The sequence below is a fragment of the Sorangium sp. So ce448 genome (genome assembly GCF_051520915.1).
GTDB lineage: Bacteria > Myxococcota_A > Polyangia > Polyangiales > Polyangiaceae > Sorangium > Sorangium cellulosum_B.
This window is the reverse complement of the sequence record NZ_CP150343.1, coordinates 11,467,425-11,493,250: the sequence shown is the minus strand read 5'-3', so window position 1 is coordinate 11,493,250 and position 25,826 is coordinate 11,467,425. Positions and strand designations below refer to the sequence as shown.

The 25,826-nt window shown below is 67.5% G+C and carries 18 protein-coding genes and 1 pseudogene; 11 read left to right on the top strand and 8 right to left on the bottom strand.

Features of this window, described 5'->3' with window-relative positions:
* The first annotated feature begins 428 nt into the window (after positions 1–428).
* Positions 429–2,018, top strand: a complete 1,590-nt coding sequence (locus WMF45_RS43420) for an IS1182 family transposase (RefSeq protein WP_437710910.1) — start codon at positions 429–431, stop codon at positions 2,016–2,018.
* Between the two features lie 21 nt (positions 2,019–2,039).
* On the opposite strand, the gene WMF45_RS43415 is transcribed toward WMF45_RS43420, so the two are convergent.
* Both WMF45_RS43415 and WMF45_RS43410 read right to left on the bottom strand, forming a co-directional pair.
* A complete protein-coding gene (locus WMF45_RS43415) occupies positions 2,040–2,675 on the bottom strand; it encodes a serine/threonine-protein kinase (protein ID WP_437712455.1) in 636 nt (211 codons plus the stop codon).
* A gap of 191 nt (positions 2,676–2,866) precedes the next feature.
* Positions 2,867–4,282: a sigma 54-interacting transcriptional regulator gene (locus WMF45_RS43410; protein ID WP_437712453.1), complete on the bottom strand. Its 1,416-nt coding sequence runs from the start codon at positions 4,280–4,282 to the stop codon at positions 2,867–2,869.
* Between the two features lie 290 nt (positions 4,283–4,572).
* Here WMF45_RS43410 and WMF45_RS43405 point away from each other — a divergent pair, with 290 nt between their 5' ends.
* A complete protein-coding gene (locus tag WMF45_RS43405; RefSeq protein ID WP_437712451.1) occupies positions 4,573–6,654 on the top strand; it encodes a hypothetical protein in 2,082 nt (693 codons plus the stop codon).
* A 126-nt stretch (positions 6,655–6,780) separates the two neighbouring features.
* Here the strand turns inward: WMF45_RS43405 and WMF45_RS43400 are convergent, their stop codons facing one another.
* Entirely contained in the window at positions 6,781–7,425 is a 645-nt protein-coding gene (locus WMF45_RS43400; RefSeq protein ID WP_437712449.1) for a TetR/AcrR family transcriptional regulator, read from the bottom strand.
* A gap of 87 nt (positions 7,426–7,512) precedes the next feature.
* Here WMF45_RS43400 and WMF45_RS43395 point away from each other — a divergent pair, with 87 nt between their 5' ends.
* Positions 7,513–9,021 carry an FAD-dependent oxidoreductase gene (locus tag WMF45_RS43395; protein ID WP_437712448.1) on the top strand — a complete coding sequence of 503 codons (1,509 nt, stop codon included), beginning with the start codon at positions 7,513–7,515 and terminating at the stop codon, positions 9,019–9,021.
* A gap of 24 nt (positions 9,022–9,045) precedes the next feature.
* On the opposite strand, the gene WMF45_RS43390 is transcribed toward WMF45_RS43395, so the two are convergent.
* From WMF45_RS43390 to WMF45_RS43380, 3 genes are all read right to left on the bottom strand, one after another.
* Complete coding sequence (locus tag WMF45_RS43390) at positions 9,046–9,306, bottom strand: cupin domain-containing protein (protein ID WP_437712447.1); 261 nt, start codon at positions 9,304–9,306, stop codon at positions 9,046–9,048.
* 707 nt (positions 9,307–10,013) lie between these two features.
* A complete protein-coding gene (locus WMF45_RS43385) occupies positions 10,014–10,430 on the bottom strand; it encodes a thiol-disulfide oxidoreductase DCC family protein (protein WP_437712446.1) in 417 nt (138 codons plus the stop codon).
* A gap of 91 nt (positions 10,431–10,521) precedes the next feature.
* Entirely contained in the window at positions 10,522–10,998 is a 477-nt protein-coding gene (locus WMF45_RS43380; protein WP_437712444.1) for a hypothetical protein, read from the bottom strand.
* A gap of 192 nt (positions 10,999–11,190) precedes the next feature.
* On the opposite strand from WMF45_RS43380, the gene WMF45_RS43375 reads away from it, so the two are divergent.
* The 5 genes and pseudogenes from WMF45_RS43375 to WMF45_RS43355 all read left to right on the top strand — a co-directional run bounded on the left by WMF45_RS43375 (position 11,191) and on the right by WMF45_RS43355 (position 18,158).
* Complete coding sequence (locus WMF45_RS43375) at positions 11,191–12,786, top strand: sensor histidine kinase (RefSeq protein WP_437712442.1); 1,596 nt, start codon at positions 11,191–11,193, stop codon at positions 12,784–12,786.
* Positions 12,787–14,670: 1,884 nt separating this feature from the next.
* Positions 14,671–15,699: a hypothetical protein gene (locus WMF45_RS43370; RefSeq protein WP_437712440.1), complete on the top strand. Its 1,029-nt coding sequence runs from the start codon at positions 14,671–14,673 to the stop codon at positions 15,697–15,699.
* A gap of 532 nt (positions 15,700–16,231) precedes the next feature.
* Positions 16,232–17,034: pseudogene (locus WMF45_RS43365) on the top strand (IS5 family transposase).
* A 60-nt stretch (positions 17,035–17,094) separates the two neighbouring features.
* A complete protein-coding gene (locus WMF45_RS43360; protein ID WP_437712438.1) occupies positions 17,095–17,427 on the top strand; it encodes a hypothetical protein in 333 nt (110 codons plus the stop codon).
* A gap of 47 nt (positions 17,428–17,474) precedes the next feature.
* Positions 17,475–18,158 (top strand): DUF4145 domain-containing protein, encoded by a 684-nt coding sequence (locus WMF45_RS43355; RefSeq protein WP_437712436.1) that lies wholly within the window; start codon positions 17,475–17,477, stop codon positions 18,156–18,158.
* A 142-nt stretch (positions 18,159–18,300) separates the two neighbouring features.
* Here the strand turns inward: WMF45_RS43355 and WMF45_RS43350 are convergent, their stop codons facing one another.
* Positions 18,301–18,501 carry a sigma factor-like helix-turn-helix DNA-binding protein gene (locus WMF45_RS43350; protein WP_437719638.1) on the bottom strand — a complete coding sequence of 67 codons (201 nt, stop codon included), beginning with the start codon at positions 18,499–18,501 and terminating at the stop codon, positions 18,301–18,303.
* A 749-nt stretch (positions 18,502–19,250) separates the two neighbouring features.
* Between WMF45_RS43350 and WMF45_RS43345 the strand changes: the two genes are divergently transcribed.
* Positions 19,251–21,707 carry a pre-peptidase C-terminal domain-containing protein gene (locus WMF45_RS43345; RefSeq protein ID WP_437712435.1) on the top strand — a complete coding sequence of 819 codons (2,457 nt, stop codon included), beginning with the start codon at positions 19,251–19,253 and terminating at the stop codon, positions 21,705–21,707.
* A gap of 15 nt (positions 21,708–21,722) precedes the next feature.
* Positions 21,723–22,931: a cytochrome P450 gene (locus WMF45_RS43340; protein ID WP_437712433.1), complete on the top strand. Its 1,209-nt coding sequence runs from the start codon at positions 21,723–21,725 to the stop codon at positions 22,929–22,931.
* 103 nt (positions 22,932–23,034) lie between these two features.
* On the opposite strand, the gene WMF45_RS43335 is transcribed toward WMF45_RS43340, so the two are convergent.
* Positions 23,035–23,934 (bottom strand): PaaI family thioesterase, encoded by a 900-nt coding sequence (locus WMF45_RS43335; protein ID WP_437712431.1) that lies wholly within the window; start codon positions 23,932–23,934, stop codon positions 23,035–23,037.
* A 171-nt stretch (positions 23,935–24,105) separates the two neighbouring features.
* On the opposite strand from WMF45_RS43335, the gene WMF45_RS43330 reads away from it, so the two are divergent.
* The gene (locus WMF45_RS43330; protein WP_437712429.1) at positions 24,106–25,491 is read left to right on the top strand and encodes a sigma-54-dependent transcriptional regulator; all 1,386 of its coding nucleotides are present in this window, start codon (positions 24,106–24,108) and stop codon (positions 25,489–25,491) included.
* Positions 25,492–25,826 lie beyond the last annotated feature (335 nt).

Below are 25,826 nucleotides of genomic sequence, written 5' to 3'. Positions count from 1 at the left end.
GGTCGGGGCCCGAAGGGCCGCTTCGTCCTGAAGCTCGGCGGCACCTCCCGGCCGTTCCAGCTCCGATGCGGCTGCTGGTGCCGCGCTCGCACGACCACCGTGGCGGTCGTCGCGGCGCACGGCCTCGGCGACCTGGACCATATCTGGGCGCAGCGATGGCGCTTTCGCCAGCATGCGCCCGATCAAGAACGATAGTTCGAGAGGGATCTCCGGCGCGATCTCATCGAGCGGGCACGCATCCTGGAACAGGTGCATGCGCAAGACCTCGGCGGAGTGGCCGCTGAACGGTGGCCTCCCGGCGAGGAGCTCGTAGAGAACGACCCCTAGAGGACCGATCAGTTTGATTTTGTGGTAATCCCGAGCGCTTCGACGGAAGCGCTCGACGGTCTCGTCGGACCATGATCTCGTCCGCATCCGGAGGTGCACGGATGGAACGATGGTTGCCACCGGTGGAGCTGTCGCGGCAGGAACAGGCGCTCATGAAGCGGTTGACCCGGGTGCGAGCCCTGTTCGGCTTTCTCAGGCTGCACCGGCACGAGCTATTCGACGAGACGTTCCAGGAGCAGCTCGAGAGCATGTACCGGACCACGGGCGCAGGTGAGCCGCCGCATCCGCCGGCGCTGATGTGCATGGTCACGCTGCTCCAGGGCTACGTCGGTGCATCGGATGCCGAGGCGGTGGAGCTGTCGATCGTCGACCTTCGCTGGCAGATGGTGCTCGGCTGCCTGGGGGCGGCCACGCCCGCGTTCTCGCAGGGCGCGCTGCAGGGGTTCCGAGAGCGGATGGTCGAGCATGAGATGGACCGGGTGCTGCTGGAGCGGACCGTGGCGCTCGTTCGGTCCGGCGCGATGACGGAGGGCGAGAGGCGTGCGGTGTCCAAAGCGCTGCGCGTGGCCGTCGATAGCCGCCCTTTAGCGGGAGCCGGGCGGGTTGAGGACACGATCAACCTGCTCGGCCATGCAGCACGCAGCATCGTTCGCGTCGTGTCGAAGATCATGGAGCGCCCGCCCGAGGAGATCTGCCGCAAGGCGGGCATTCCGCTGCTGCTGGCGCCCAGCATCAAGGCGGGGCTCGACCTCGATTGGAGCGACCCGAAACAGAAGGCGGCGGCGATTCAGATCCTGGAGCGGCAGGTCTCGTCGCTGCATCAGTGGGTGGACCGCCATCTGGACGACGTCGTCGAGCAGCCGCTCCGCTTCTACTTGGATGCGGTCACACAGGTTCGGGACCAAGACCTGGAAACGGGTGAGGATGGGACCGTTCGCATCCGTCAAGGTGTTGCAGCCGACCGCCGTGTATCCATTGAGGACGCCGAGATGCGCCACGGCAGAAAGAGCCGCTCGAAGAGGTTCGATGGCTACAAGGAACACATCGCACGCGACCTGGACCTTCCCGTCATCGTCGCCTGTGCGGTCACGCCAGCGAATCGCCCCGAAGAAGAGGGGGCTGCACCGATCGCCGAGGACATCCGGCGTCAGCGGCTGCACGTCGGCGAGCTCCACATCGATCGCGCCTATGTGAACAGTCCCGTCGTCGGCGATGTGATCCGCGATGGTGGCCAGGTGTTCTCGAAGCCCTGGGGACAGCGTGCTCGCAACCCCAACCTGTTCAGCAAGCGCGACTTCAAGATCGACCTGCGCACCAAGACGATCACCTGTCCGGCAGGACAGGTCGAGGTATTCGAGCCAGGCGACACGGTCCAGTTCGATCCTGAGGAGTGCGGCGCGTGCCCCCTCCGAGCCAGATGCACCCAAGCCGCCTCGGGACGGGGGCGGACCGTGTCCATCGCGAAGGACGAGACTCTGCAGCGCAAATTCCGGAAGCTGCAGCAAACGGGGGCAGGTCGCGCCGTGCTCCGCCAGCGGGTAGCTGTGGAGCATGCGCTCGCCCACATCGCGGCACGGAAGGGCCACACTGCACGCTACATCGGCGCCAGGCGAAATCTCTTCGACCTCCGGCGCGCAGCAGCGATCCAGAATCTCGAGGCGGCCCAGCGCCTGATACAGCAGGCAGCGTAACCTGACGGAATTAAATGGTTTTCAATGTGTTTGTCGCTCTAGGGCATAGACGTCCGCGCGGCCGTCCACCTGCGACTCGCCAGCACATTGCTCCGGCGACATGTACAGGGCCGTGCCGAGTACCGCGCCCGGGGCCGTGAGATCGGCCCCCTCGCCGGCGAACCGGGCGATGCCGAAGTCGAGCAACTTCAGGCGCTCTCCGCCCGGCGCCTCGTCGTCGGCGACGAGCATCATGTTCGAGGGCTTCACGTCGCGGTGAACGATCCCGTTCTTGTGGACCGCCGCGAGCGCGGAGGCGGCCTGGCGGGCAATCTGAAGCACCTCCGAGAGGGAGAGCTTCTTGCTGCGTGCCAGGCGGCTGCGCAGCAGCTCGCCCTCAAGGTACTCCATGAGGATGTACGGCTCGCCCCGAGTTGTCTGGCCAAAATCGAAGATCTTCACGAGGCCGGGGTGAGCCACACGGCTCAGCGCGCGCGCCTCGTTCTCGAAGCGACGAAGGTGGCTCGCATCGTCAGCGAAGCGGCTGGAGAGCACCTTGACAGCCGCGAGCTGCCCGATGCCCTGGTGGACCGCCCGAAAAACAATCCCCATCCCCCCACGGCCGATCTCCTCGGCGACGAGGTACTGGCCGATGCACGATCCGACGAGTGAATCCACGCATTGCCTCGGGTCAGACTCGATGGCGTCGAGCTGCTCGGCAGAGCCCTATACCGGCGAACGGAGCGGGAAAGAAGACGGATCGATGGACTAGCGCGCGGCAGCCATGGCGTGCCACAGCATGCCGCCCACGCTGTAATATTCATCGGGATCGGTGGGGCGGAGGCGACGCGCTCGCGGTGCGTGTCACATCACCCGCGGAAGCGCTGCACGTCGAGGCCGTGATGGGAGATCCAGCGATAGATCTGCTTGCGCGACCGGCGCGTCGCCCGCGCGATGTCCGCCACCACCCCGCGGTGCGCCCGGAGCAACTCCTCGAGCTGCTCCCGGCCGGGCGGAGGCTCCCTCTCGTCGGCTTCGCCCCGTGCTTCTTCGTCGCTGGATGGCTCGCTGTCCGGCAGAGGACGCCGGCTGCTGGCGGTTCCCTGCGAAGCTGCGGCCGCTTCGCCGGACGCGGGGCCCAGCCGGTCGGCCACGAGCTCGAGATCCAGCACCTCGGCCTCTCCGCCGCGAATGCGGAGCTGCGCGGCGAGAGCGAACAACTCACGGACATTGAACGGCCACGGATGCAGGAGCAGTGCCTCCGCGAGCGCGGAGCTGATGCGCGGGCGGGGCCGGCCCAGCGCGTGATCGAGCAGGGGCAGCACGTCCTCGCGCCGCTCGCGGAGCGGCGCGATCCCGAGCGGGAACTCCGAGAGCCTCGCGAAGAGATCGCCGCGAAAGCGGTGCGCCGCGATATCCGCCGTGAGGTCGCGGTTCGTCGCGGCGACGATGCGGACGTCGCAGGCGACCGGGGCTGTCGCCCCGACGGGGAGCACCATGCGATCCTGCAGCACGCGAAGGAGCTTGGGCTGCACGCCCTGCGGGAGATCGCCGACCTCATCCAGGAAGAGGGTGCCCCCGTCGGCGGCGCGGAACAGCCCGGGGCGGGCCACAGCCCCGCTGAACGCGTTGGCCAGGTGACCGAACAGCTGGCTCTCGGCGAGGCCCTCGGGGATGGCGCTGCAGTTCACGGCCACGAACGGCCCTCGTCGCTTGCTGGCGTCGTGCACGGCACGCGCCACCACCTCCTTGCCGCAGCCGCTCTCGGCGAGGAGCAGCACCGTGACCCTGGTGGGGCCGACGCGGTGGATAGCGGCACGCAGCGTGCACATCGATGGAGCGTCGCCGAGGAGCGATGGCACCGGCGCGTCGGTCTGAGGCTCTGCTTCGGCGCGGACCACCAGGTACGAATCGCCGATGGAGAGCACGTCGCCGTCGTCCAGCAACGCTTCGTCGATGCGCCGTCCGTTCACGTGCGTGCCGTTGCGGCTCTTTTCATCGACGACCCGCAGCCGGCCGAGCGCGTCTGTGTGGAGCGTCGCGTGGAGCCGCGATGCGCGAGCGTCGCGGGGCAGGGTGATGCCGCTCCGCACCTCCCGCCCCATGGGCGTCGCACCTCGCGACGGCGCGAAGGTGACCGGCGGGTTCAGGAGGTCGTCGCCGGAGTAAACAAGGCGCAGACGGAACACCCGCAGCAGGCCGCGCCGGACCACAGGCGCCTTCTCCTCGGTCGTCGCCGCGGGCGTGACCTCGCCTGGCCTGCTGGTGGGTGCATCCTGGGGCATTCACCAGACAAATAGCGCATCGAGGCGCTCTCCTGGGGACCGCGAGCGGCTCTCCCGGAGGCGATGCGTCCCGTGGCGACGCCTCCGGAGATTGCAGTGAGAGTGAACTGGCGCTGCGGCCATCGCGGCCATCGCTCCGCCGGATGTGCACGGGTCGTGGGACCGCCCGCGGGCCGCCCGGGCGGAGGGCGGCAGGGCTCGATGGGCGTCGCCGGGGTTGCGGTGGGCGTCCACATCGGGTGCGCGACGACCTATCATCCTGCAACCGCGAAAGTATTCCAGGGAGCTCGATGAGCACACGTACGTGGGCGGATGGGTTCGACGACTCGACTGGCGGTCAGGAGCTCGCCGTGAGACGAGATGCGCTCCACTCCTTGCGTGGCCCGGAGGGAGGCTATGCCCGATCACACCGCGGCCTTGCTTCGTTCTGGCGGACCATTGCGGAAGAGATCCGCGCTCGGCCGACTTCGCCCGACATCCTCCCGTTGCTCACGCAGCTCGACGACTGGCTTGTCGGCGGGCCGCCCTGCGGGATGGTCGTCAGCACCAATCCCGCGGCGCGTACGGCCCTCCTGGCGCGATGGGCTCTATCGATCGTGGAGCGCAAGGCCGCCGAGGTGATCTTCGTGCCGGTAAGCCCATGCTTCGGAACCGCGGTCGAACGCGACATGCTGAAATTGTTCTTCGGCTTATTTCGGAGCTCAACAACGGCGGTCTTCAGTCGACCGCGGAGCCCCGAGGAGCTGATGTTGTCAATCCGAATGGCACTGCGGTGTGTCGACTGGGTCTCCTCGGTTCCTAACGAGGAGTGTCCCCAGTTGCTCGTGATCGTGGACGGGATCGAACGGGCAGCGGATGGATGGCCGCATAGGCGAATGCCCTTCTTGGGCGAAGCCTACGATGGGGCACACATCATTGTATCAACCAGCCCGGAGAGTTCTTCCGCGCGCGGTCCAGGTTTGCATGAACGCCTCGCCTGGTCTCCAGAGCAGACGAGCCATTTCTTGCTTGCCGGCGAGAGCGACTCTTCGGAAGGAACGACGCAGGCGCGGCGAACCGTTGAAAAAGCTGGCGACCTGGAACCCTCGTTGGTCCGCTTCTTCGATGCGCTTGGGACGGTGCTCGCTCCCGTGTCGAACGATGATCTCGTCTCGGCAGTGGGTTTGGATGCGACCGAGCTTGGCGCTTTCGAGAACGGTCCGCCTGCGGTTCATAGGCTTGTCCAGTTGAGCGACGATGGAAAATATTCCTTCCGCGATGACGCGACCCGCGCGCACTGGACGATGGAAGCGGGCAAGGTCGCATCCGCGGAAGACGCTCTCATAGGGAAGGGGCTGGCTGCGCTTACGTGCGGAGAACTCGCACCCGACGCGTGGCCATCCTATCTCGTGGAATACCTGGGCGCTCACATGAAGCGGCGCTCAACCTCTGTATCCGACTTGATGAAACTTGTGTCGCCCGAGTGGCTCCGGATCTGGATGAGCCGTCCCGGAGGCTTGGTCGGCTTCACCACCGACGCTCGTCGCGCCCGCTACGCCGCGGAGGACGCACTCATCGAACTCTGCCGTCCAGAGCGCGCTGGATTGGCCGAGCAAGAACGGTCAACGCTGCTCTGCGCTGTTGTTCGGTGCGCCTTGGCCGAAGGAGCTCTGTTCGCGAAAGAGGGAAGTCGCGAAGAAGAAGACTATCGCACGGAGCCTTATGTAGAACCAACCGTCGATCTGAAGAAGCTGACGGGCGCCGTGCGCGAGCGCGCCGAGGCTCTGGTGACGCTCGCCTCCGTGTTGACAGGATCGGAACGGCAGCTGGTTCAGGGATGGGCAACGGATGCATGCGCAGGTCTTGACGAGATCCTTCCCCGACCGATCCCTCACGTGGCAACGGACCAGAGCGCGGCGAATCGCGAACGCACCCGTCGGATCCGCGCGGGCGCGACGTACGACGAGGTCGACGAGTACCTGTCGAGGGACATGGTGATTCGCCCCACGGACCTCTCGCCCGACGAAGCTTGGCGCCTCGCGGAGAGCCGAGAAGGGGAATCGCGGATGGTCAGCTTCGCAGGCATCTTGCCCGATCTCCCCGAGGAAATGCGCGAGAGGGCCGTACGAGAGGTCATGTCCGCATACTGGGCCCATGGCGATCGGGAGGCGCTGCGCGTCCTTTCGGCTTGCGCGCCCTGGATGGCCCTTACCGATGCAGCCAGCGTCATCTGCAACACGCTCGGCAACGACTGGACGGACGAGCTCCCTCGAATGCTGGTGGGGTACGGCAGCCTCACCGAGCTCTCTCCGCTCTTGCAACGGCTGGGCGGGACGGCGGCGATCGTGGGGGTCGCCCGTGCCATCGCCGAGGTGGGCCAGTGGCTCCCGTAGCTCCGCGTGCCACAAATCCCGCCAGAGACACCGGTCGATGACGACGAGCTGATCGAGATCCGTACGGGCGAGAGCCGCGTTCTCGACGAGCTCCACGCGCCGCGCTCTCGTGGACCCGTCAGTACGTCATCGACGCCGGACGCGACGTGCTGCATTGCCTTCGCGCGCTCCAAAGCTCTGCACCAGGGGCAGGAAGAGCTCGTCCACGATGGACTGGATGCGCGCGGGCTTCAGCGGCTTGAGATCCATGAGCAGGTCGTGCCGCACGAGGTCGTACGGCATGGCGAGCACGGCGGAGGGGATGCGCTCGAGGTCGATCTCACCGCGGTCGTGGGCGCGCTGGTAGGGGACCCGGACACGCGGCTTCCGGGTGTCCATGACCTTGTCGCGCACCTGCGAGGGGGTCAGGCCGGTGCCGGCCAGCAACCCCGAGAAGGCGGCGGCCGCAGCGATGGCGAAGAAGCCGGCAAGGGCGTCGCTCAGGGCCGTCAGGTGGGCGAGCAGGTCGCTGCGCAGGGCGCCGGTGTCGGGGACCGCGACCGGGCTCGCGTCCCGGCGGTGCTGGAGGGCGGCGAGCACCAGCTCGTCCTTGTTCGCCCAGCGACGGTACAGGACCGCGATCCCCGTGCGAGCGCGCGCGGCGACCGAGTCCATGGTCAGGTTCGCGAAGCCGACCTCGACCAGCTCCTCCCAGGTCGCGTCGAGCAGATCGGCCTCGAGCTCCGCGCCGCGTCGCCTGCGGGGCGCTCCCGTTCCTGTTCCTGTCGTCATGGCCCCGATCGTTTAGAGAGATTTTCATTTCTTATCAACGCCGCGGATGATAAGAGATGGATCACTCTCTTCGACCGGAGGCTGGCGATGGCGGGTCCCGAGGCGTGCGCAGTGCTGATCGTCGGCGCCGGCCCGACCGGGCTGACGCTGGCCTGCGAGCTCGCCCGCAGCGGCGTGTCCTTCCGCCTGATCGAGGCCGCCCCAGGCCCGCGGCCCGGCTCGCGCGGCAAGGGCATCCAGCCGCGCACGCTCGAGGTCTTCGACGATCTCGGCATCGTCGATCGCGTGATCGCCCACGGCCGGATGGCGATGCCGATCCTCTCCACGGCTCCCGACGGCCGGGAGACGCTGGGCGGCGCCGTCCCCGAGGCGTTGAAGGGTCGCTCCGACATCCCCTATCCGGCGAGCCTGATCACGCCCCAGTGGCGCACCGAGGAAGCGCTGCGGCTGCGGCTCCTGGAGCTCGGCGGCGCGGTCGAGTTCGGTGCTGCGCTCGCGCGCTTCGAGCAGTCCGACGAAGGCGTGTCGGCGGTGGTCGTCAAGGGCGGCGAGGCGGAGGCGGTCGCCGCGCGCTGGCTGGTCGGCTGCGACGGCGGCCACAGCGTCGTCCGCAAGCAGGCCGGCATCGCGTTCGAGGGCGAGACCCGCGAGGAAGTGCGGATGATCGTCGCCGACGCCGGCGTCGACGGCCTCGACCGCGCCGCCTGGCGCATCTGGTGGCATGAGGAGGGCGCCGTCGGCCTCTGCCCGTTGCCCTCGACCGACCTCTTCCAGGTTCACGCCGTCGTCGCGCCGGGACAGGACCCCGAGCTCAGCCTCGCGAACTTGCGGGCGATCCTCGAGCGGCGGAGCGGCCGCTCCGACCTCCGGCTCCACGAGCCGACGTGGTCGTCGCTGTGGCGCGCGAACGTCCGCCTCGTCGACAGGTATCGCGCAGGTCGCGTGTTCCTCGCCGGCGACGCGGCGCACATCCACTCGCCCGCCGGCGGCCAGGGGATGAACACGGGCATCCAGGACGCGCACAACCTCGGCTGGAAGCTGGCGGCGGTCGCGAAGGGCGCCTCGCCGGCATTGCTCGACAGCTACGAGGCCGAGCGGCGGCCGATCGCGGCCGGCGTGCTCGCGCTCTCGAACACGCGCCTCCAGCAGGTGCTCGAGCGGAAGGACGTCGCCCTCCGCCGCGATGCGAGCATCACCCAGATCGACATCCACTACCGCGGCTCTTCCCTGGCGCGCGACGACCGCGGCGAGGCTGCCCTGCTCCGCGCCGGCGACCGCGCCCCCGACGCGACGAGGCTGACCACGGTGGCAGGTGAACGCCGGCTGTTCGAGCTGACGCGCGGCGGGCGCTTCACGTTGCTGAGCTTCGGGCCCGCGCCTGCGATCGGGGCCTCAGCCTCCGACCTGAGGATGCTCCATGTCGTCGGGCAGCCGGCGGGCCGCGACGACGTCGCCGACACCGCTGGCCACCTCGCCCGCGCCTACGGCGCGACGCAGCGCACCCTCGTGCTCATCCGCCCCGACGGCTACGTCGCGCTGATCTCCGACGCCGGCGACGCCTCGGCCGTCTCGGACCATCTCGCCGCGTTCAGCTGAGCGTTGCGACGATGCGAAGCGTTGTCACGGGACGACCAGCACTGGAGCGCCCTTCCGGACCACGTAAGATATGACGAACTTGAGCGGCTTCGTGGCGCTCGTGTTCTTGAACATCACGTGGGGCACGTTCGGCAAGTCCCGAAAGCTCTGCCCTTCGCGGACCTCGATGGTCTTGCCGCCCTCGAAGGCGGAGTCGAAGCTGCCGCTCACTACGTACCCGACGCCAGGCGCCGGGTGGTGGTGCGGCGGCGCCGCGACGCCGGGCGCATACTCGATAAGGTACATCCGCGTCTCCCACCCGGGAAGCTCCTGCAAGTCCGCCTGATCGAGCAGCGTGCGCGAGATCCCCTGGGCAGTTTTCGGTTCCTGGGCGCGCTCCGCGCTTCCTGCGGAGCCTGGCGCGGTCGTCGCCGGAGCTCGTGCATTCGGGTGCGTTTCCACCGCAGGCGAGGCAAGTTGGTTGGCGTTGGCCGCCGGCGCTGGAGCCGCGCCGCCCTCGGTTTCCTGCGTTCGAACGACCGCCGTCGCCTCCGGCCCGTTCGGCGGGAGCTTCGAGTCAGCGGACACAGGCGCCGGGGACGGTTGCGTCGCACAAGCGCTCACCAGAAGAAGCAACAACGTCGCACCGCCGAACAACGTCGAGGGAAACTTGCAATCGAGCACGCTCTTTCCCATGGCACTCCTCTTCTAAATCGAACCGTCCGGGGCGAGCTCAGACCTGCGTGGCGATTGCGGCAACTGCCGCCGCCGAGCGCCTCTTCATCGCACGCTTCCTGACAGGGCCCTCACGCGTCTCCGCATCAGGAGAGGCTCCTGGAACGCCTCCTACAGAACTACATTTGTAGTTTATGGCTTGCCGCTTGTCAACGGTCGAAAGCAGGGGACACGGCCCGGTCAGGGGCAGCGTCTGCGACTTTGCGGCTTTGCGACTTTGCGTTGAAATCTCTCGCCGGATCCCTGGCGGGACCTCTCGCGGGCGAAACTAGCTCTCTTCACCGGTAGGGCCCTGCTGCCGGCGCTCCCGGCAGCCGGCAGGAGCCGCTCGCGCAGGACGGGTGGCCGAACCAGCCCGCGAGCCACTTCCTGTTGCCCGAGAGCGCGTGGAAGAAGCGCTCCGCCATCTTCGAAAGCGTGTCGCCGCTCAGCCGGTACGACCACTCGCGGTACCCCTCGAGCGCCCAGAGCGCCACGATGAAGGCCGCGGGGCCGGCCCAGACCTCGCCGCGATCGCTGATCACGACGAGCTCCTCGCCGAGCCAGGGCACGGCCCCGTACCGCTCCGCCGCCTCGGGCGAGCCGGCGGGCAGGAACTCCATCTCGACAAGCGCCGTCTGGTGCTCCATCCAGTGGCGGCACCGCGTGCACAGCGCGCACTCGGCGTCATAGAGCACGGTGATTCGCTCGATCATGGCCCGCTCTCCTCGCGGCGCGGAGGCCAGGGCGCCTGGCCGCGCCGCCAGCGCGAGGCGCCACGGCGCCTCACGCCCGCGTCTGTGCTCGTCACGCCGAGGCCTCCGCGACGGCCCGCCGGCGCTGTCGCTGCGCGGCCATCTCCTCTTCCGCGCGCTCCGTGCGCGGATCGATGCGCATCTGCGGCGCGACCGGAGGCGGCAGGACCGCGAGCTTCGCGCGGCGGCGGATGCGGTGGAACACGAGGAGGTTCATGAAGTGCATCACCGCGAGCGACAGCAGGAGCAGGCCCAGCTTCGACGACAGCACCTCGACCGCCTCCGTCATCGTCGCCGAGCCTTCCGCCTTCAGGATCAGCGACGCATACCCCAGGTTCACCAGGTAGAACCCCACAACGAGCAGGCGGTTCACCGCCTCGGCCATCCTCGGGTTGTCGGCGAACACCTCCTCCAGGAACACCGATCCATTCTTGAACAGCGTGCGGGCGATCCAGATCGTCAGTCCGACGCTGATGACCGCATAGGCCCCGTACACCGCGATGAGATAGCTTTCGACCGCTTCTGCCATGGTTCGTCTCCTCGACAGGCCTCTCAGCAGCGCCCGTGCCATCCGCGGGATCCGCGCTGATCGACCGGATCGAGGCGCGGCGGCGGGCCGCGGTGCCCAGGCCATGGGCAGGCCGCTGTCCACGCCGTGGACACCTCGCGCTGCCGGGGCCTCTGGCGCTATCGTCGGGGCTTCCTACCCCGCCGAGGCCGTGTGAGACCCCTGGTCGCTCTCGCGTACTACCCGCTCTGGGCCGCTGCCGTGACCGTCGCGGTCACCGCGCTGCGGCTCGGGCGCAACGTGGGCCGCGGCCTCGTCGCGCTCTGCTTCTTCCTCGCCTTCTGGGTCACAGGGCTCATCCTGCTCGAGACGGACGGCACGCTCGTCCTCGCCGAGCACGTCATTCCGAGCGGGATCATCGTCTGCGCGGGCCTCGCCCACGCCTACGCCGACGTCGCCGGCGCCTCGCGCCGCCTCGTCGTCCTGGCCTACGCCGTGAGCGCCGCGGTCGCGCTGCTCGGGGCCGTCGACCCGCGCCTCCTCTACGGTCCTGGCGCCCGCTCGCCGGGCCCGCTGTTCTTCCCGCTCTCGGCCGTCATGGCCGTCGCCTGGGTCGTGGTCGGCGTTCGCCTCGGGCGCGCGGCGCTCGCGGCCCGGGGGCTCCAGCGGCAGCGCATCGCCGCGCTCTTCTTCGGCAGCGTGCTCGCGACGCTCGGGGGCGGCTTCGTCGTGGTGCTGCGCGTGCTCCGGCTCGGCGACGTGCTCCTCGGCGCGCCGCTCCTGCTCCTCGCCATCTTGCTCGTGGCCTACGCCGTGCTCATCGGCGAGCTGGGCCGCTCCCGCCGCGTCTTCGCGCAGGGGCTCGCCTACGCCGGCCTGACGGCGCTCCTCTCGACGCTCGGGCTCGTTGTCTTCTTCAAGGTCCTGCCCGCGCTCGCGCCGGGCGGCGGCGCGTCACTCGGCTGGCTCGCCTTCGTCGTCTTCCTCGCCGCGCTCCCGTCCGATCCGCTGCGCATGCTCGTCGTGGAGCACCTCGGTCGCCGGCTGTTCTCGAGGCCCATCGGCGTCCGCGATCTCGCCGACGAGATCGAGCGCGTCGAGGTGCGCGCCGACCAGGCCGAGCGGCTCGCGGAGCTCGGCCGCCTCGCGAGCGCGGTCGCGCACGAGATCCGCAATCCGCTCGGGGTCATCGCCGCGCAGGCGAAGCTGCTCGAGCGGCAGGGCGCCAGGCCCGAGACCGTGGCGTCGCTGCGCGCCCAGGTCGACCGGGCGAGGCGCTTCCTCGACGATCTCCTCCGCTACAGCCGCCCGAGGCCGCTCGAGGTGAGCGAGGTCGACGTGCTCTCCACGCTGCGGCTCGCGGCGAGCCAGGTCCGGCAGATCGTCGGCGAGGGCGCGCCGCCCATCGAGGTGGCGACCGAGGCAGGCGGGTCGATCTTCGTCGAGGCCGACCGCGGGGCGTTCCTCGACGTCGCCACGGCGCTGCTGCAGAACGCGGCCATCGCGCTCGACGGGAGCCCCGAGGGGCGGATCCGGGCGGTGGTCGCGCGGGGCGACGCCGGCTTCGTTGTCGTGCGCGTGGAGGACAACGGCCCGGGGGTGCCGGCCGAGATCGAGGCGATGCTGTTCCAGCCGTTCGTGACGGGTCGGGGGCGAGATGCGAAGCACCCGGGCACGGGCCTCGGCCTGGCCGTCGCGGCGCGCTGGCTGGAGCGGCACGGGGGAGCGCTGCGCTACGAGCGCGCTCCGGGGGGCGGAGCGCGCTTCGAGGCGCGGTGGCCCGAGAGGGCGGCGGAGGCGGCGGGGTGAGGTGATGCGGATGACCGCGGCCGGGTAGGTCTCGGGATCGAGACCGTGAAGCTTGCGGCGCGCCAGGGGCAAGAAGAGGTTGGCTGCGGCAGAGGCGTGGTCGAACACGCGCTTTGCGGAGATTCCGCTGGAAAGCATGGATGTGCTCTCGAAGGAGGGGCATCAGCGCTTGTGGGCCGAGATGGCCGTGCGACGAGGCGCGGAGCTCGACGCCGATTCGCCCCGGGGGCGACTGCCGAGACGTCTCTCATGATGCGCGCGCACGGCTCGATGACGCCTGCTGCTCGCACACATCCCACGTACACCGAGTCTTGCCGTAGAGGCTTCCAGGCGACCGCTTCGATCCTTATGAATCTTGCGGACACAAGGAGGTCGCACATGAAGTGCTCCGTGTTTGTTGGGGGAGTGTTTGCCGCAGCCGTGGGATTATTCGATGAACACGCGGGTGCCGCGATGCCGAGGTTGATGTCGTCGGCACAGACGCCACCAGTCTATCTGCCATCTGCTTCTCGCTGTAGCGCGCACGCTCCCGCGCGCTAGCGGCCGACCCGGCGGCGACCGGTTGCGGGGGTGCCACGAGGGCGAACGGAGTGGCGGGGAGGAGCCCGGGATGACGGGCAGGGGACGAAGACAGGGCCTTCCTTAACGATGGTGCTTGAGATCGAGGGCGCTGTGATCCGTCGTGGTACGGGGCCCTGGGTCCGGCGCCGGCCGGTCGAGATCCGCCACGGTCCGGTGCCCGTGCTGGCCTACGCTGGTGCCACGCTGCGATCGGCGGGCGCGCCACGAGGACAAAGTGCGCAGCGGGCAGCTAGTCAACTCAACACCGGGTTCGATTCCCGGTGCCTCCACCACAGATACACGGCGAGAGCCGTGTCTTTTTTTGGCGTGTGACCTGCGTGTGACCTGACAAATTTCGGCAGCGCTGGATTGCTACGCAGCAGGATGTAGGCGAGACCAATCGGAGCGGGCGCGGCGGGTGGCGCCAGGGTACAGGGTTCGACGGAGCTCCACGGCGGGTAGCCGGCCGGCGGGCTCGATCCCGGGTCCGAATCTGCGATGCCGGCACCTCCAGCGCGGCCGGGCGAGCCGGCGGACGCGGACCCCTTGACAAAGCAAGCACACTGCACAGTTTGAGCGTCCCTGGTGGGCTCAGACCGCAAGGGGTCGTCAGCGGTGGCTCAACTCCACCGGCGTGCGTCTGGTTCTTCGTCGTCCTCCTCGTGATCTTTCACGTTGCTGTTAGCTGGCCAACCCAGAAAGCTGCAAAGGAGGCAGGTATGACCAAGAATCAAATTGCTGCTAACTCGTTTAAAGTAGTTGCTCTTTCCACATTCCACACATTGTGGGCGATGGGAACCAGTTACGCGGCGGGTGCCCTGGCGATCTGAGCCCACCAGGCGTCCAACTTCCTTTCGAGAGTCCACAGCTACACGGCGCATCGAACGCCGAACCGGCGTGCTGGTCTGCTAGCGCAGTCCGGGGCCAAGTGAGCGGCCACGTCCGAGCGGGGATGCTGGCGGCGGGCGAGGTCCGTGGCCTGTCTCCCCGCCCCGACGCTGGCCCAGGCTCCCTGCCGAACGCATGCCCGTCTTGACACGGGACGGTATCTCGGCTGGCCTCGGAGGGGGTAGCTGGAGCGGCAGCGAGGACCAGGAAGATGCCTCAGAGCGCCGGCGGGAGGTGGTGCGCAGGCCACGCATTGCCCACGTCCTTCGGGAACATAGCGGCACGGTTTATCCGTTGGTCTACGATCTTATCCCGACATCTACCAGGCCGACGCTGCCCGGGGTTTCCCCCTCGTCCACGCGCTCAAACGCGTTGGCACGCTATGTGCTTCGTGCATTCTGCAATTTCACGCGCCTATCCGTCCTGGAGCATCACGTGACCCACGGTGAAGACGAAAAGTCCGAGATTTACGAACCGGTTCCACGCGCCGCGCTCCGTTTGTATCGCCTGACATGGCAGCTCGAGACGTGGCTGCGCCTGCTCGTGTACGTTGAGCTGCGTTCGGCTCGCCTTGATTGGGAGGAACCGATCAAGAGACGGGTCCGCGAATGGCCTCCATCATCATTCGGGAACGACAAGCGGCTTCACCATATGACGACGTCGCATCAAGCATCAGTGTCATACTTAACCTTTGGCCAGCTCTGGGCCGTGATTTCCGACAACGACAACTGGCCACTCTTTGAGCCATACTTTCCGCCGAAGGCAATCACCGACGCACGCATAGAAGAAATAAAGGCCATTCGAAACAGAGTCGCCCATTTTCGCGAACCACATCCCCAGGACGAGGCGCGTCTAGAGCTGTTCCTGCGCGATCTTGAGCCGGGCATTCGGCAGTTCTGCATCAGATACACCAGAGCAACAAGCTTAAGCCAATCGTCTAACGATCCTGTCACAGGGCGTCTGGCTGCTTCCTGGGAGCGCGTCGGTTACGGCATTGAGCTTAGAAGTCCCAAGGGCGAATGGCTCTACGCCCCAGGATCCTACCGCATGCGCCCGCTGATGAACGCCGACCTCCACGTTGTGGCGCACGAAAAACAAACCCCAGGGGCGACGGTCGGATTAATTTATCGGCTACATTTGATCTCCCCCACAGCACTCGATCGTGAATTCAATGTTACGGAATTTCTCCAAAGCACAGAAAAGCTACACAAATACATAATTCATATTATCGTGCCGCCGCTTATCCGCGAGATGTTCGTCACAATTCCAGCCATACATGAAACGGACACAGTGGCCGAGCTCATTAGTGGATTCCTAAGCGCAGGAAGGGACAGTGTTCGCGGCAGCAGAAGGCAAGATCTGGAACGCGCCCGCCTTGAGTGGCCTGAATATGTCTTATGGCCCAACAACTTGCTGTCGTTGTTTACTGAGGAGATCGACGCTCCGATTCTAGACCTCGCCTGAGTGACGCACAGCGATGCCGGAGTGGCGCAGGTTCCGACGAGCGACACCCGGAGGAACGATCGGGCGCGCGGCTTCATTGCTCCGACATAAACTCCGGACCATCTCACATCATGACTGCGCCACTGTGACCAAACCTTCTGAGTCCTCCAACCGTTGCACTTACAGTTGCAGCCATAGAATCATGCCATGGACAATACTTCAATCCAGCAGTACCTGGCGGCCCTCGACTCGATAATTAACACGTACAACAACAAGATGATCGACTTCGAGAGAGTTTCCGAGCGCATGGCACATGGCATAATTCCACGAGCCAGGACCGCGGTCGAAAAAATTAGCGGAAAACGGTCACACTACACGCGGCAGATGGAAGCCATATTGGCCGAAGAGTCGCATGTTGCGTACAAGGCCGAACAGATCGTCGGGATAGTCGAGGGATTGCGCGCCGACATTCAACATGGATTCTTAGAGCACCTAACAAAAGCCCGTTCACCCCGCTTGCTTGAGGGAAGCCGATGGTGCGGCAGAATACAGCGTGGGCAAGCTGTTGGTGCCGGACGAACTCTGGGAACGAATCGTACCTCTATTGCCGAAAACGGAGCCGAAGCCGCAGGGTGGCCGGCCGCGTACGCCTGATCGGATCGCGCTGACCGGTATCTTGTTCGTGCTCAAGACCGGGATCCCTTGGGAGTATCTCCCGCAAGAGCTCGGCTGCAGCGGCATGACATGCTGGCGCAGGTTGCGCGACTGGCAGCAGGCTGGCGTCTGGGCTCGGCTCCACGAGGTCTTGCTCGATGAACTCGGCGAAGCCGATAGGATCAACTGGGAGCGTGCTGCGCTGGATGCCTCGCTGGTTCCGGCAAAAAGGGGGGTGAAAAAACTGGCCCGAACCCCACGGATCGCGGCCGGCCGGGCACGAAATATCACCTTCTGGTCGATCAGAATGGTATCCCGCTCGCCGTCGAGATGACACCGGCGAACGTCCATGACTCGAGGATGTTCACTCCTATGGTGGACGCGGTGCCGCCGATCGCGCGTCCACGCGGCCGATCGCGGCGCCGCCCCAAGAAACTGCATGCCGATAAGGCCTACGACGACCCGGCCCTGCGGTTGGCTTGCCATCTGCGCCACATCGTGCCCCGCATCGCTCGCAAGGGCATCGAGTCGTCGGAGAAACTCGGCCGTTACCGCTGGGTCGTCGAACGGACGATCGCTTGGCTCCGGCGCTTCCGGCGCTTGACCGTGCGGTATGAGCGCCGTGCCGACATTCACCGAGCGTTCCTCCTGCTCGCCGTATGCATGATCTGCCTCAACCATATCCCGACGGGCTTTTGTTAGGCGCTCTTAGCCAACTTTTCCGAAGTTGTGCGCGGCGAACTATTTCAAGACTTCGTGGATATGGCCACCTACCTCTGCCAAGAAGGATTCAAAGACGCAGCCGCATCGTTAGCCGGCGGCACGCTCGAAATACATTTGCGGCGCCTCTGCCACAAGCACGGTATCGATGTTTCGCACACCACAGCTGACGGGGGCACGCGTCCCAAGAAGTCATCCCAGCTAAATCAGGAGCTTGGGAAAGTTGCCTACTCCATGTTCGACCAGAAGCAGGTTACCGCATGGCTAGACCTGCGCAATAGCGCAGCACATGGCAAATACACAGACTACACAGCCCAACAGGCAATGCAGTTTATCGATTGGTTAAAAGACTTCATGACTCGAAACCAGGCCTAAGCGACATCCAACAACAGAACAGAACAATCAGACCAACGGAAGCCGGAATGATTTGCCCCAAATGTAACATCGCCATCCGGTTCGAGCCGTCGAACACTGGCCCAGTTCACGCCGATTCGAGTGACGCTAAACGCCAGACCGGCTACGATGTTGCCGAAGGATTTTGTCCCGAATGCCATCAGTTCATCGTCCTGCTGCGTCATGGCAAATATTATCAGCACGACTTCAACGATGACGGCGCTCGAGATCTGACACCGGAGTCCATCAAGATTATTTATCCGCCAGTGCGCAACACACGGCCGCTGCCGCCTGAGGTGCCGAAACCTTATCGATCGGATTTCGATGAGGCTGCCGCTGTACTCGACATAAGTCCCAAAGCGAGCGCAGCAATTAGCAGACGGATATTGCAGCATGTGCTCCGTGAAGAACTCGGCATCACCCGCAGGTCACTCGAGCGTGAGATAGATGAATTTATCGCGCGAAATGATGTTCCATCGACCCTCAAGCAAGCTGTAGACGCAGTACGTACTGTTGGGAACTTTGCTGCCCACCCAATGAAGAGCACAAGTATCGGCGAAGTTCTGGAGGTAGAACCCGGAGAAGCCGCATGGTTGCTAGATGTTCTCGAAGCACTATTTGATTTCGTGTTCGTTCAACCAAAGCGACTTGATGACAAAAAGGCCGCACTAAACGCTAAGCTGGCTTCGGCTGGTAAGCCTCCATTGAAGTGATATAGGCGCGAACGGCCTGAAAACACCGTGGCAAAAATTCCGTCTAAAAAGCAATTTTGAGGGTGCGATCTCGATGGGCAGCACGGGACTCCGGACAACGTTGGTAGCTGCTCGCCCTCGCCGGTTCGGTTGGAAGTGGGATTTACCGCGAGCGCCGCCACCGCTTGAGCACGGTGACAAGGCGAATCCGTCCTCGGCGGAACCGCGAGAACGCTGTCGCGACGGGCATCCCGAGGCTCCGGGCGATCTCGCTCACCTGCTCGCCCACGCCGACGAGGATCAGCACCCGGCGCTCCCGGGGCTCGACGCGCCAGAGCAGCTCGAGGAGGGCACGCGCCTCGATCCACGTGGGGGGATGGCACGAGATCCCGGCGGGCGACGTGGGCCAGCGGATCGGGGGCGGCGACTTCCCGACAGCAGTAGGCGTCTTGGTGGTGCTTCCCGGCCTTGACGGACCGCCACAGCGTCGAGCGCGACCGTGGTGGCGTTGAGGGGCTTAAGATCGCGCGCGGCGGGCGCTTGCGAGGTCGACGACGTGCGCGACGTGCGCGGACGCTTTCGGGGCGCTGAGGAGCTCCGAGAGCGTGCGAGCGGCGATCTGTGCAGTCGTGAGGTCGGCCGCAGCGTGGGCAGTGGCGATGGTCTGCGTGAGGGTCGCGACGAGCACCTGGCGCGGGGTGCTCGCCGGAGGCGTGGTCGGGGCTGCTTCGAATCGAGGAGGGGTCGCCAGCGCTGCCTCGTGCATGGGCGCCGAGCGCGCCGCCGGAAGCGTCACGGAATGGTCCGGCCGACCAGAGATCACGGGGTTAGCGCCCACGATCGGCACGTTGACACCGGCCTCGACGCCCTCGAAACCTGCGCAAACCCGCCCGATCGTGTCATCCTGCTCCCCCTGGAAAAGCGATGCTATATTAGCAGCTTATCCATGTACCGAAGGAGCCGCCTTCACTCCACAGCCTGCGGGGCGCACAGCGACGTACCTCAGGCATCCGGCTCCAGAGGTCGGCACCCACGGCATCGAGACGGCAGCTATGATGTTGCCCCGCCACGGAGACTGAGCGCTGTGGAGCAGCCGAACGGAAGGGAAACGAAGTGAGGAGCAGGGATTTCATCAGCTCGTCCGCCGCGCTGGGGGCGGCGGCGTCAATCCTCGCCGCCTGTGGCGCAGGCGAAGGCGACGGTCTTGGCAGGGCACACTTGGCCGTCGGGCAGGAGCTCATTTCGGAGGCGGAGCCCAACGGGACGGCGTCGCAGGCGAACGCCATCTCAAGCGACACGGTCGTGCGCGCCAACCTCTTTCCAGACGGCGACACGGATCTTTTCTCGTTCCAGGCGCCCGCCGGGAGCCGCGTCTACGCCGCCGTGATGACGGCGTCTTCCACCGCATCCCAGGACGCCGACCTCGACATCCTCGATCAGGATGGCACGACCGTGCTGGAGACAGACGTCTTCAACGGGTCGTTCGGGGGCTCCTCTCCGAGCATCGCGGGCACGCCCCTCGCGACCGCGGGAACCTACTACGCGCGCGTGCGCGCGCCCTCCGCGACCGCCCAGCTGCGCCCCTACGACCTCCACCTCAAGGTGCAGAGCGGCGCGCCCACGGCGGAGGTCGAGCCGAACGACACGACACCGCAGCCGCTCCCCGCGACGGGCTGGATCGCCGGTACGCACAGCAACGCGAGCGACGTCGACAGCTACTCGCTCTCCCTCAACGCCGGCGACACCCTCTTCGCGAGCCTCGATCAGGACCCGACGCGCGACCTCACGCAGTTCGCCGCCGCGCTCGCGATCGGTCCCTTCGGGGCCGGCTTCGACATCCAGGTGGACAACCAATCCGGGCCTGTCGAGACACCCTACTCGGACGCCATCTTCGCGACCGTCAAAGCAGCGGGCACCTACAGAGTGACCGTGACCGGCTCGGTGACGGCGGGGGATTACGGGCTCAGCGTGAGCGTGCATCCGGCGGCGCCGAGCGTGGGGTGCACCACGTACGACAGCGCAAACGTGCCCAGGGAGATCCTCTTCGGAGCGCCCACGACGTCGTTCATCAACGTCCCGGGCGCGCCCCGTATCGGTGACCTGAACGTGAGCGTCCGGCTCAGCCATCCCATGCCCCCCGACGTGGACGTGTACCTCGTCTCGCCGGCCGGCAACACCAACGGTCTCTTCACCGATATCGGCAACAGGACTTACCCGAACATCGATATCACGATCGACGACGAGGCTGCGTTCCCTGCCGGACACTTCACCCTGCTGAACGGCATGATGGTGCAGCCGGAGCTCGACTACCGCTTGCGCTGGTTCGATGGGGAGAACGGCGGGGGCCGGTGGACGCTCACGCTCCGGGACGACACGGACAACTCGAACAACCTCGGCGTGTTGGCCGCGTGGAGCCTCACGATCTGCGACGCGCCGATCCCCGCGCTCTCGTGCTCGAGCGGCGACGCCCCGTCCACCCGGCTGTCGGCGGACTTCGAGGGCGGCGCGCAGGGCTTCACGCACGCCGGCACAGCCGACGCGTGGGCGCTCGGCACACCGAGCGCCGCGCCGATCGCGACGTGCAACGGCGGGACGCAATGCTGGAAGACGAACCTCTCGGGCGTGTACAACGCGAGCTCGAATCAGGACCTCGTATCCCCGCCGATCGACCTGTCCGGGGTGGAGGCGCCCATCCAGCTCCGCTGGGCGATGAAGTACCAGCTCGACAACGCGTCCTCGGATCACGGGTGGGTGGAAATCCGAGAGGTCGGGGGTGCGAACGCCAGGCGCCTCTGGGAGTTCCTCGACGCATCGATGACCACGACCGTCGGTAGCTCCAACCTGGTGCTCCAGGAGAGCGCGGGATGGGGCACGCACTACGCCGACATCAGCGGATACGCCGGAAAGCGCGTGGAGGTGGTGTTCCACCTCGACAGCGACGCGAGCGTCCAGCTTGCCGGTCTCGCGATCGACGACGTGTCGGTCCTGGGCTGCCCGCGCAGCAGCACGGGCGAAGGCGGCGGTACCGGCGGCGGAAGCACCACGGGTGAGGGCGGAGCGACGGGCAGCGGCGCTGGCGGCGCGGGGACCGGCGGCGCCACGGCGACCAGCGGCGCCGTCACGAGCGGCGGAAGCACCACGGGCGAAGGCGGCGCGACCGGCAGCGGCGCTGGCGGCGCAGGGACCAGCACCGCCACGGCGGCCAGCGGCACGGGCGCGAGCGGCGGCAGCACCACGGGCGAAGGCGGCGCGACCGGCAGCGGCGCCGGCGGCGCGGGGACCGGCAGCGCTTCGGCGGCCAGCGGCGCCAGCACGAGCGGCGGCAGCACCACGGGCGAAGGCGGCGCGACGGCCAGCGGCGCTGGCGGCGCGGGAACCGGCCCGGCTACGGCGGGCACCACCACAGGCGCCAGCCCGAACGGCGACCCGCCCACCAGCAGCGACACGACGGCCGGCTGCGGGTGCCGCTTCGCTGGCGGTGACGAGCCCCCCTGGCCATGGCCCGCGGCGCTCGCGCTCATCGCGCTGCTCAGAATGCGTCGCAAGCGGTTGCGCTCCCGAAGCTCCTGAGGAGATCCTGCCCAGATGACCCCTCAAACCGTCGATATCCTCGATCCGGACCTCTACCTCGCGGGCGCGCCGCACGATCGCTTCGAGATCCTCCGCCGGGAGGCGCCCGTCCACTGGCACCCCGAGCCGGCGGGCAGGGGGTTCTGGGCGATCACGCGGCACGCCGACGTCGCCCGCATCTCGCGCGATCCGGCCGCGTTCTGCTCGGGGCGCGGCATCTTCATCGAGGACTTCCCGCCGGGGGACATGCGCGACAACCCCGATGTCATGATCATCATGGATCCTCCCCGGCACGCCCGGTTCCGGGCGCTGGTCAGCAAGGGGTTCACGCCCCGTGTCATCCAGCGCCTCGAAGGCCACGTGCGGGAGCTCGTGACGAGGCTCATCGACGACGCCTGCGAGCGCGGCGGGTGCGATTTCTCCAGCGACATCGCGGGCAAGCTGCCGCTCTCCGTGATCCTCGAGGTGATCGGCGTCCCCCGCGAGGATCAGGAGCAGATGCTCGACTGGACGACGCGGTTCTTCGGGGCCAGCGATCCCGCCTATGGCGTGACGCCCGAGGAGCTGAACGCCGTGCTCCACAACATGAACGCCTATGCGCACCAGCTCGCCGAGCAGCGGCGGAAGGAGCCCAGGGACGACATGCTGAGCTTGCTCATGGCGGCCGAGGTGGACGGCGAGAAGCTCTCCTATACGGAGTTCGGCGGCTTCTTCAACCTGCTGCTCACGGCCGGCCACGACACAACGAAGAACCTCATCACCAACGGGATGCTCGCGCTCCTCGAGCACCCCGACCAGCGCCGGCGCCTGCTCGACGATCCCTCGCTCCTCCCGACCGCCATCGAGGAGATGCTGCGCTTCACGCCGCCGGTCTATTACTTCCGGCGCTCCGCGGTGCGGGACATCGAGCTCCACGGGCAGCGGATCGCCGCCGGGGACAAGGTGGTGCTGTGGTACGTCTCGGCCAACCGCGATGAGGCGGTCTTCAGCGATCCGCAGAAATTCGATGTCGGCCGGACGCCCAACGAGCACCTCTCCTTCGGCATCGGCCCCCACGTGTGCCTGGGCCTCGTGCTCGCGCGCCTGGAAGCGCGGGTCGCCTTCGAGGAGCTCCTGCGCAGGCTCCCCGATCTCGAGCTCGCCGGGCCGGCCGTGCGGCTCCGCTCGAACTGGGTGAGCGGCGTGAAATCGATGCCGGTCCGGTGCGAGCGCCCCGCCAGGTAGCGCGGCGCGCCGAGCCGCATGCGGCGGCGCCGCCCGGGGCCGCGGCGGTCCCGCGCACCTGAGGCGCCGCTCGGGGCGCTTCGGCGCTCGCTCGGCTGACCGATCATGACCAGCTCTTCTCGCTGAAGCGGTACACGACCGTTCCGAAGGCGTGCGCGATCCGGGAGGCGCCGTCGACGACGGTGACGTCGGTCCAGCAGATCCGCGCATCGCGCGCACGCACGACGGCGCGCGCGACGAGCCCGGCTCGGGGCAACGGCCCGAGGACCTGCGCGCTCAGGGCGATCGTCGCGCCCGACGCCCCCGGCGACGGCGGGACGACCGTCCACGGGCAGGTGGCGCCTGCGGCATCGATGAGCGTCAGGACGGCCCCTTCGTGCGTGGCGCCGTTGCCGTCGAGGTTCGTCGCAGCTGCATCCATCGCCATCTCGATCGCCCCGCGGCGCATGCCCAGGAGGCGCAGCTGCCTTCGCGACAGGAATGGACTGGCCGCCATCGCCGCGCGGATCGCTCCCGCGCCGCCGCCCTCCGCGTCGTCCGAGGGAGCGACGCCGGCGCGCTCTCCCTCGGGAAGATCGGTAAGGGGAGGGAACTCCGCCGGTGCGCTGTCCGGCCCGGCCTCGCTCACGGTCGACGAGGCGTGTGCGACCGCATTCCCGTCCACGTCCGTGATGAGCGTCTCGAAGAAGCCCAGCTCACGCACGCGGCGCAACGCCCGCGTCTCGACCGTCACCGCCTTGCGCGCCGCGCGCACGTAGCCCACGTGCATCGAGACGGTGCGGAGTGGCTCCGTGACCGCGCGAGAGGGATCACGCGCGATGGCGTGCGCGGAGATCGACACGAGCGACGCGAGCGCGCCGCCGTGGACCAGCCCGAACATGGTATTCCGCTTTTCGTAGGGCAGGAAGAGGCGCGATTGCGCGTCGTCGGCGGCCTCGATCTTCACCCCGAGGTCGGCCGGGTAGGAGCCGTCCTCGAACCACGTCTTGACGTTCTCGGTCATGCGGTAGTCTGCTGAGGTCGGCCGGAGTCGTCCAGCCTCGCATACGGACCTTCCGGCCGTTCGTCCTCCAGGCACGAGGTACCGGGCGAAACCGGGTGAAGCACGGAGATCGCCGCGCCCCCACCCCGCGCAACCCTGGATCCGCGCCCTGCTAACGCGGTACGGTCACCCGTGACCGAGACCGTCCTGCTCATCGACGACGATCCGGGGTTCCGCGACGCCTACCGCGAGCTGCTCGCGCTGGAGGGGTACGCCGTCGCCGAGGCCGGGGCCGCCCCGAAGGCGCTCTCGGAGCTCCGCCGCACGAGCGCGCGCCTCGTCGTGCTCGACCTGATGCTCCCGCCGACGGGCCGCGCCGAGGAGGGCGCGGCGCTCGCGGACAGGCTCCTCGCCGAGCGGCCCGCGGCCAAGGTGATCGTCGTCTCGGGCGCGGGTGAGACCCCGCTCGCCCTGCGCCTCGTCGAGCGCGGCGCGTACGACTTCCTGGCCAAGCCCGTCGACCCCGACGTGCTGCTCTCCGTGGTCGCTCGCGCCGCCGCGCGCCTCGCGCTGGAAGATAGGGTGGCGGAGCTCGAGCGTTCGCTCGCCGCCCGCGAGGGCGACGCCTCGGCGATGCTCGGCCAGTCGCCGGCCTTCCTCGAGGCGAGGACGCTGTGCGAGCGCGCGGCGCCGACCGACGTCCCGGTGCTCATCACCGGCGACTCCGGCACGGGCAAGGAGGTGTTTGCCCGCTACCTGCACGCAAGGAGCCGCCGGAAGGACAACGCCTTCATCGCTGTCAACTGCGGCGCGCTCGCGCCGACGCTCCTCGAATCGACGCTGTTCGGCCACCGGAAAGGCGCCTTCACGAGCGCGATCAAGGACGCTCCCGGCCTGTTCGTCGAGGCGGACGGAGGGACCCTGTTCCTCGACGAGATCGGCGACATGGAGCCGGCGCTGCAAGTGAAGCTCTTGCGCGTGCTCGAGACGGGCGAGATCCTCCCGGTGGGCGCGGCGCGCCCGCTGACCGTGGACGTCCGTGTCGTGTCGGCCACCCACAGAGCGCTCGAGTCGATGGTGGCGGACAGGACCTTTCGCGACGACCTCTACTGGCGCGTGCGCGGCATCGAGATCGCCTTGCCGCGGCTCGCGGATCGCGTGGGCGATCTGCCGCTCCTCGCGCAGCACTTCCTGAACCTGTCGCGGGCCCTCGTGCCGCGCTCGCCGGCGACAGCGATCTCGCCCGGCGCGATGCGCCGGCTCGAGGCCTGCGACTGGCCCGGCAACCTGCGAGAGCTCCGGCACGAGATGCAGCGCGCGCTCGTGATGGCCGGGGGCAGGGGAGAGATCCTCGAGGAGGACCTCTCGCCGGCGCGGCGAGGCAGCGCGCCCGCGGCGCCGGCAGGCGACGAGCCGGCCGAGGGGGCGACGCTCGAAGAGAAGATCGCGGCGCTGGAGCGGCGCGAGATCGCCGCCGCGCTCCGGGCGACCCAGGGCAACAGGAGCCAGGCAGCAGCGCGGCTCGGGCTGTCGCGGCAGGGGCTGCTCAACAAGATGGATCGTCACGGGCTGAAGTGATCTCGGTCGCTCGTGTGCTCATGAAGGAAGATTTTGATCGAGCGAGAAGGATACGGGATCTCGTGGCCTGAAGTGATCTCGGTCACTCATGTGTTGATGAAGGAAAAATTCAGTCGTTCGAGAACGACACGGGATCGGAAAGCACCCACAAAAACATGAGCCGCGCCGAGCGCAGGCCGGCACTGAAGGAACCGAGAGCGCGGCTCCTCATGGGCTGCAGCTGGGGCGGGTGGATCGAGAACATCGTCCCGCCGGAACGGGGTCGCCTGTGCGCCCCGATCCGGCGCGATGCCCGCCGCCTGACACGCGCGATGTCGCTCGCTCCTCGCGAGCAG

Bases quoted from the DNA above. Each gene is read 5' to 3' on its own strand.
- WMF45_RS43420 (WP_437710910.1), top strand. From the start codon at position 429: ATGGAACGATGGTTGCCACCGGTGGAGCTGTCGCGGCAGGAACAGGCG.
- WMF45_RS43410 (WP_437712453.1), bottom strand. From the start codon at position 4,282: ATGCCCCAGGATGCACCCACCAGCAGGCCAGGCGAGGTCACGCCCGCG.
- WMF45_RS43405 (WP_437712451.1), top strand. From the start codon at position 4,573: ATGAGCACACGTACGTGGGCGGATGGGTTCGACGACTCGACTGGCGGT.
- WMF45_RS43400 (WP_437712449.1), bottom strand. From the start codon at position 7,425: ATGACGACAGGAACAGGAACGGGAGCGCCCCGCAGGCGACGCGGCGCG.
- WMF45_RS43395 (WP_437712448.1), top strand. From the start codon at position 7,513: ATGGCGGGTCCCGAGGCGTGCGCAGTGCTGATCGTCGGCGCCGGCCCG.
- WMF45_RS43390 (WP_437712447.1), bottom strand. From the start codon at position 9,306: ATGTACCTTATCGAGTATGCGCCCGGCGTCGCGGCGCCGCCGCACCAC.
- WMF45_RS43385 (WP_437712446.1), bottom strand. From the start codon at position 10,430: ATGATCGAGCGAATCACCGTGCTCTATGACGCCGAGTGCGCGCTGTGC.
- WMF45_RS43380 (WP_437712444.1), bottom strand. From the start codon at position 10,998: ATGGCAGAAGCGGTCGAAAGCTATCTCATCGCGGTGTACGGGGCCTAT.
- WMF45_RS43360 (WP_437712438.1), top strand. From the start codon at position 17,095: ATGGCCACCTACCTCTGCCAAGAAGGATTCAAAGACGCAGCCGCATCG.
- WMF45_RS43355 (WP_437712436.1), top strand. From the start codon at position 17,475: ATGATTTGCCCCAAATGTAACATCGCCATCCGGTTCGAGCCGTCGAAC.
- WMF45_RS43340 (WP_437712433.1), top strand. From the start codon at position 21,723: ATGACCCCTCAAACCGTCGATATCCTCGATCCGGACCTCTACCTCGCG.
- WMF45_RS43335 (WP_437712431.1), bottom strand. From the start codon at position 23,934: ATGACCGAGAACGTCAAGACGTGGTTCGAGGACGGCTCCTACCCGGCC.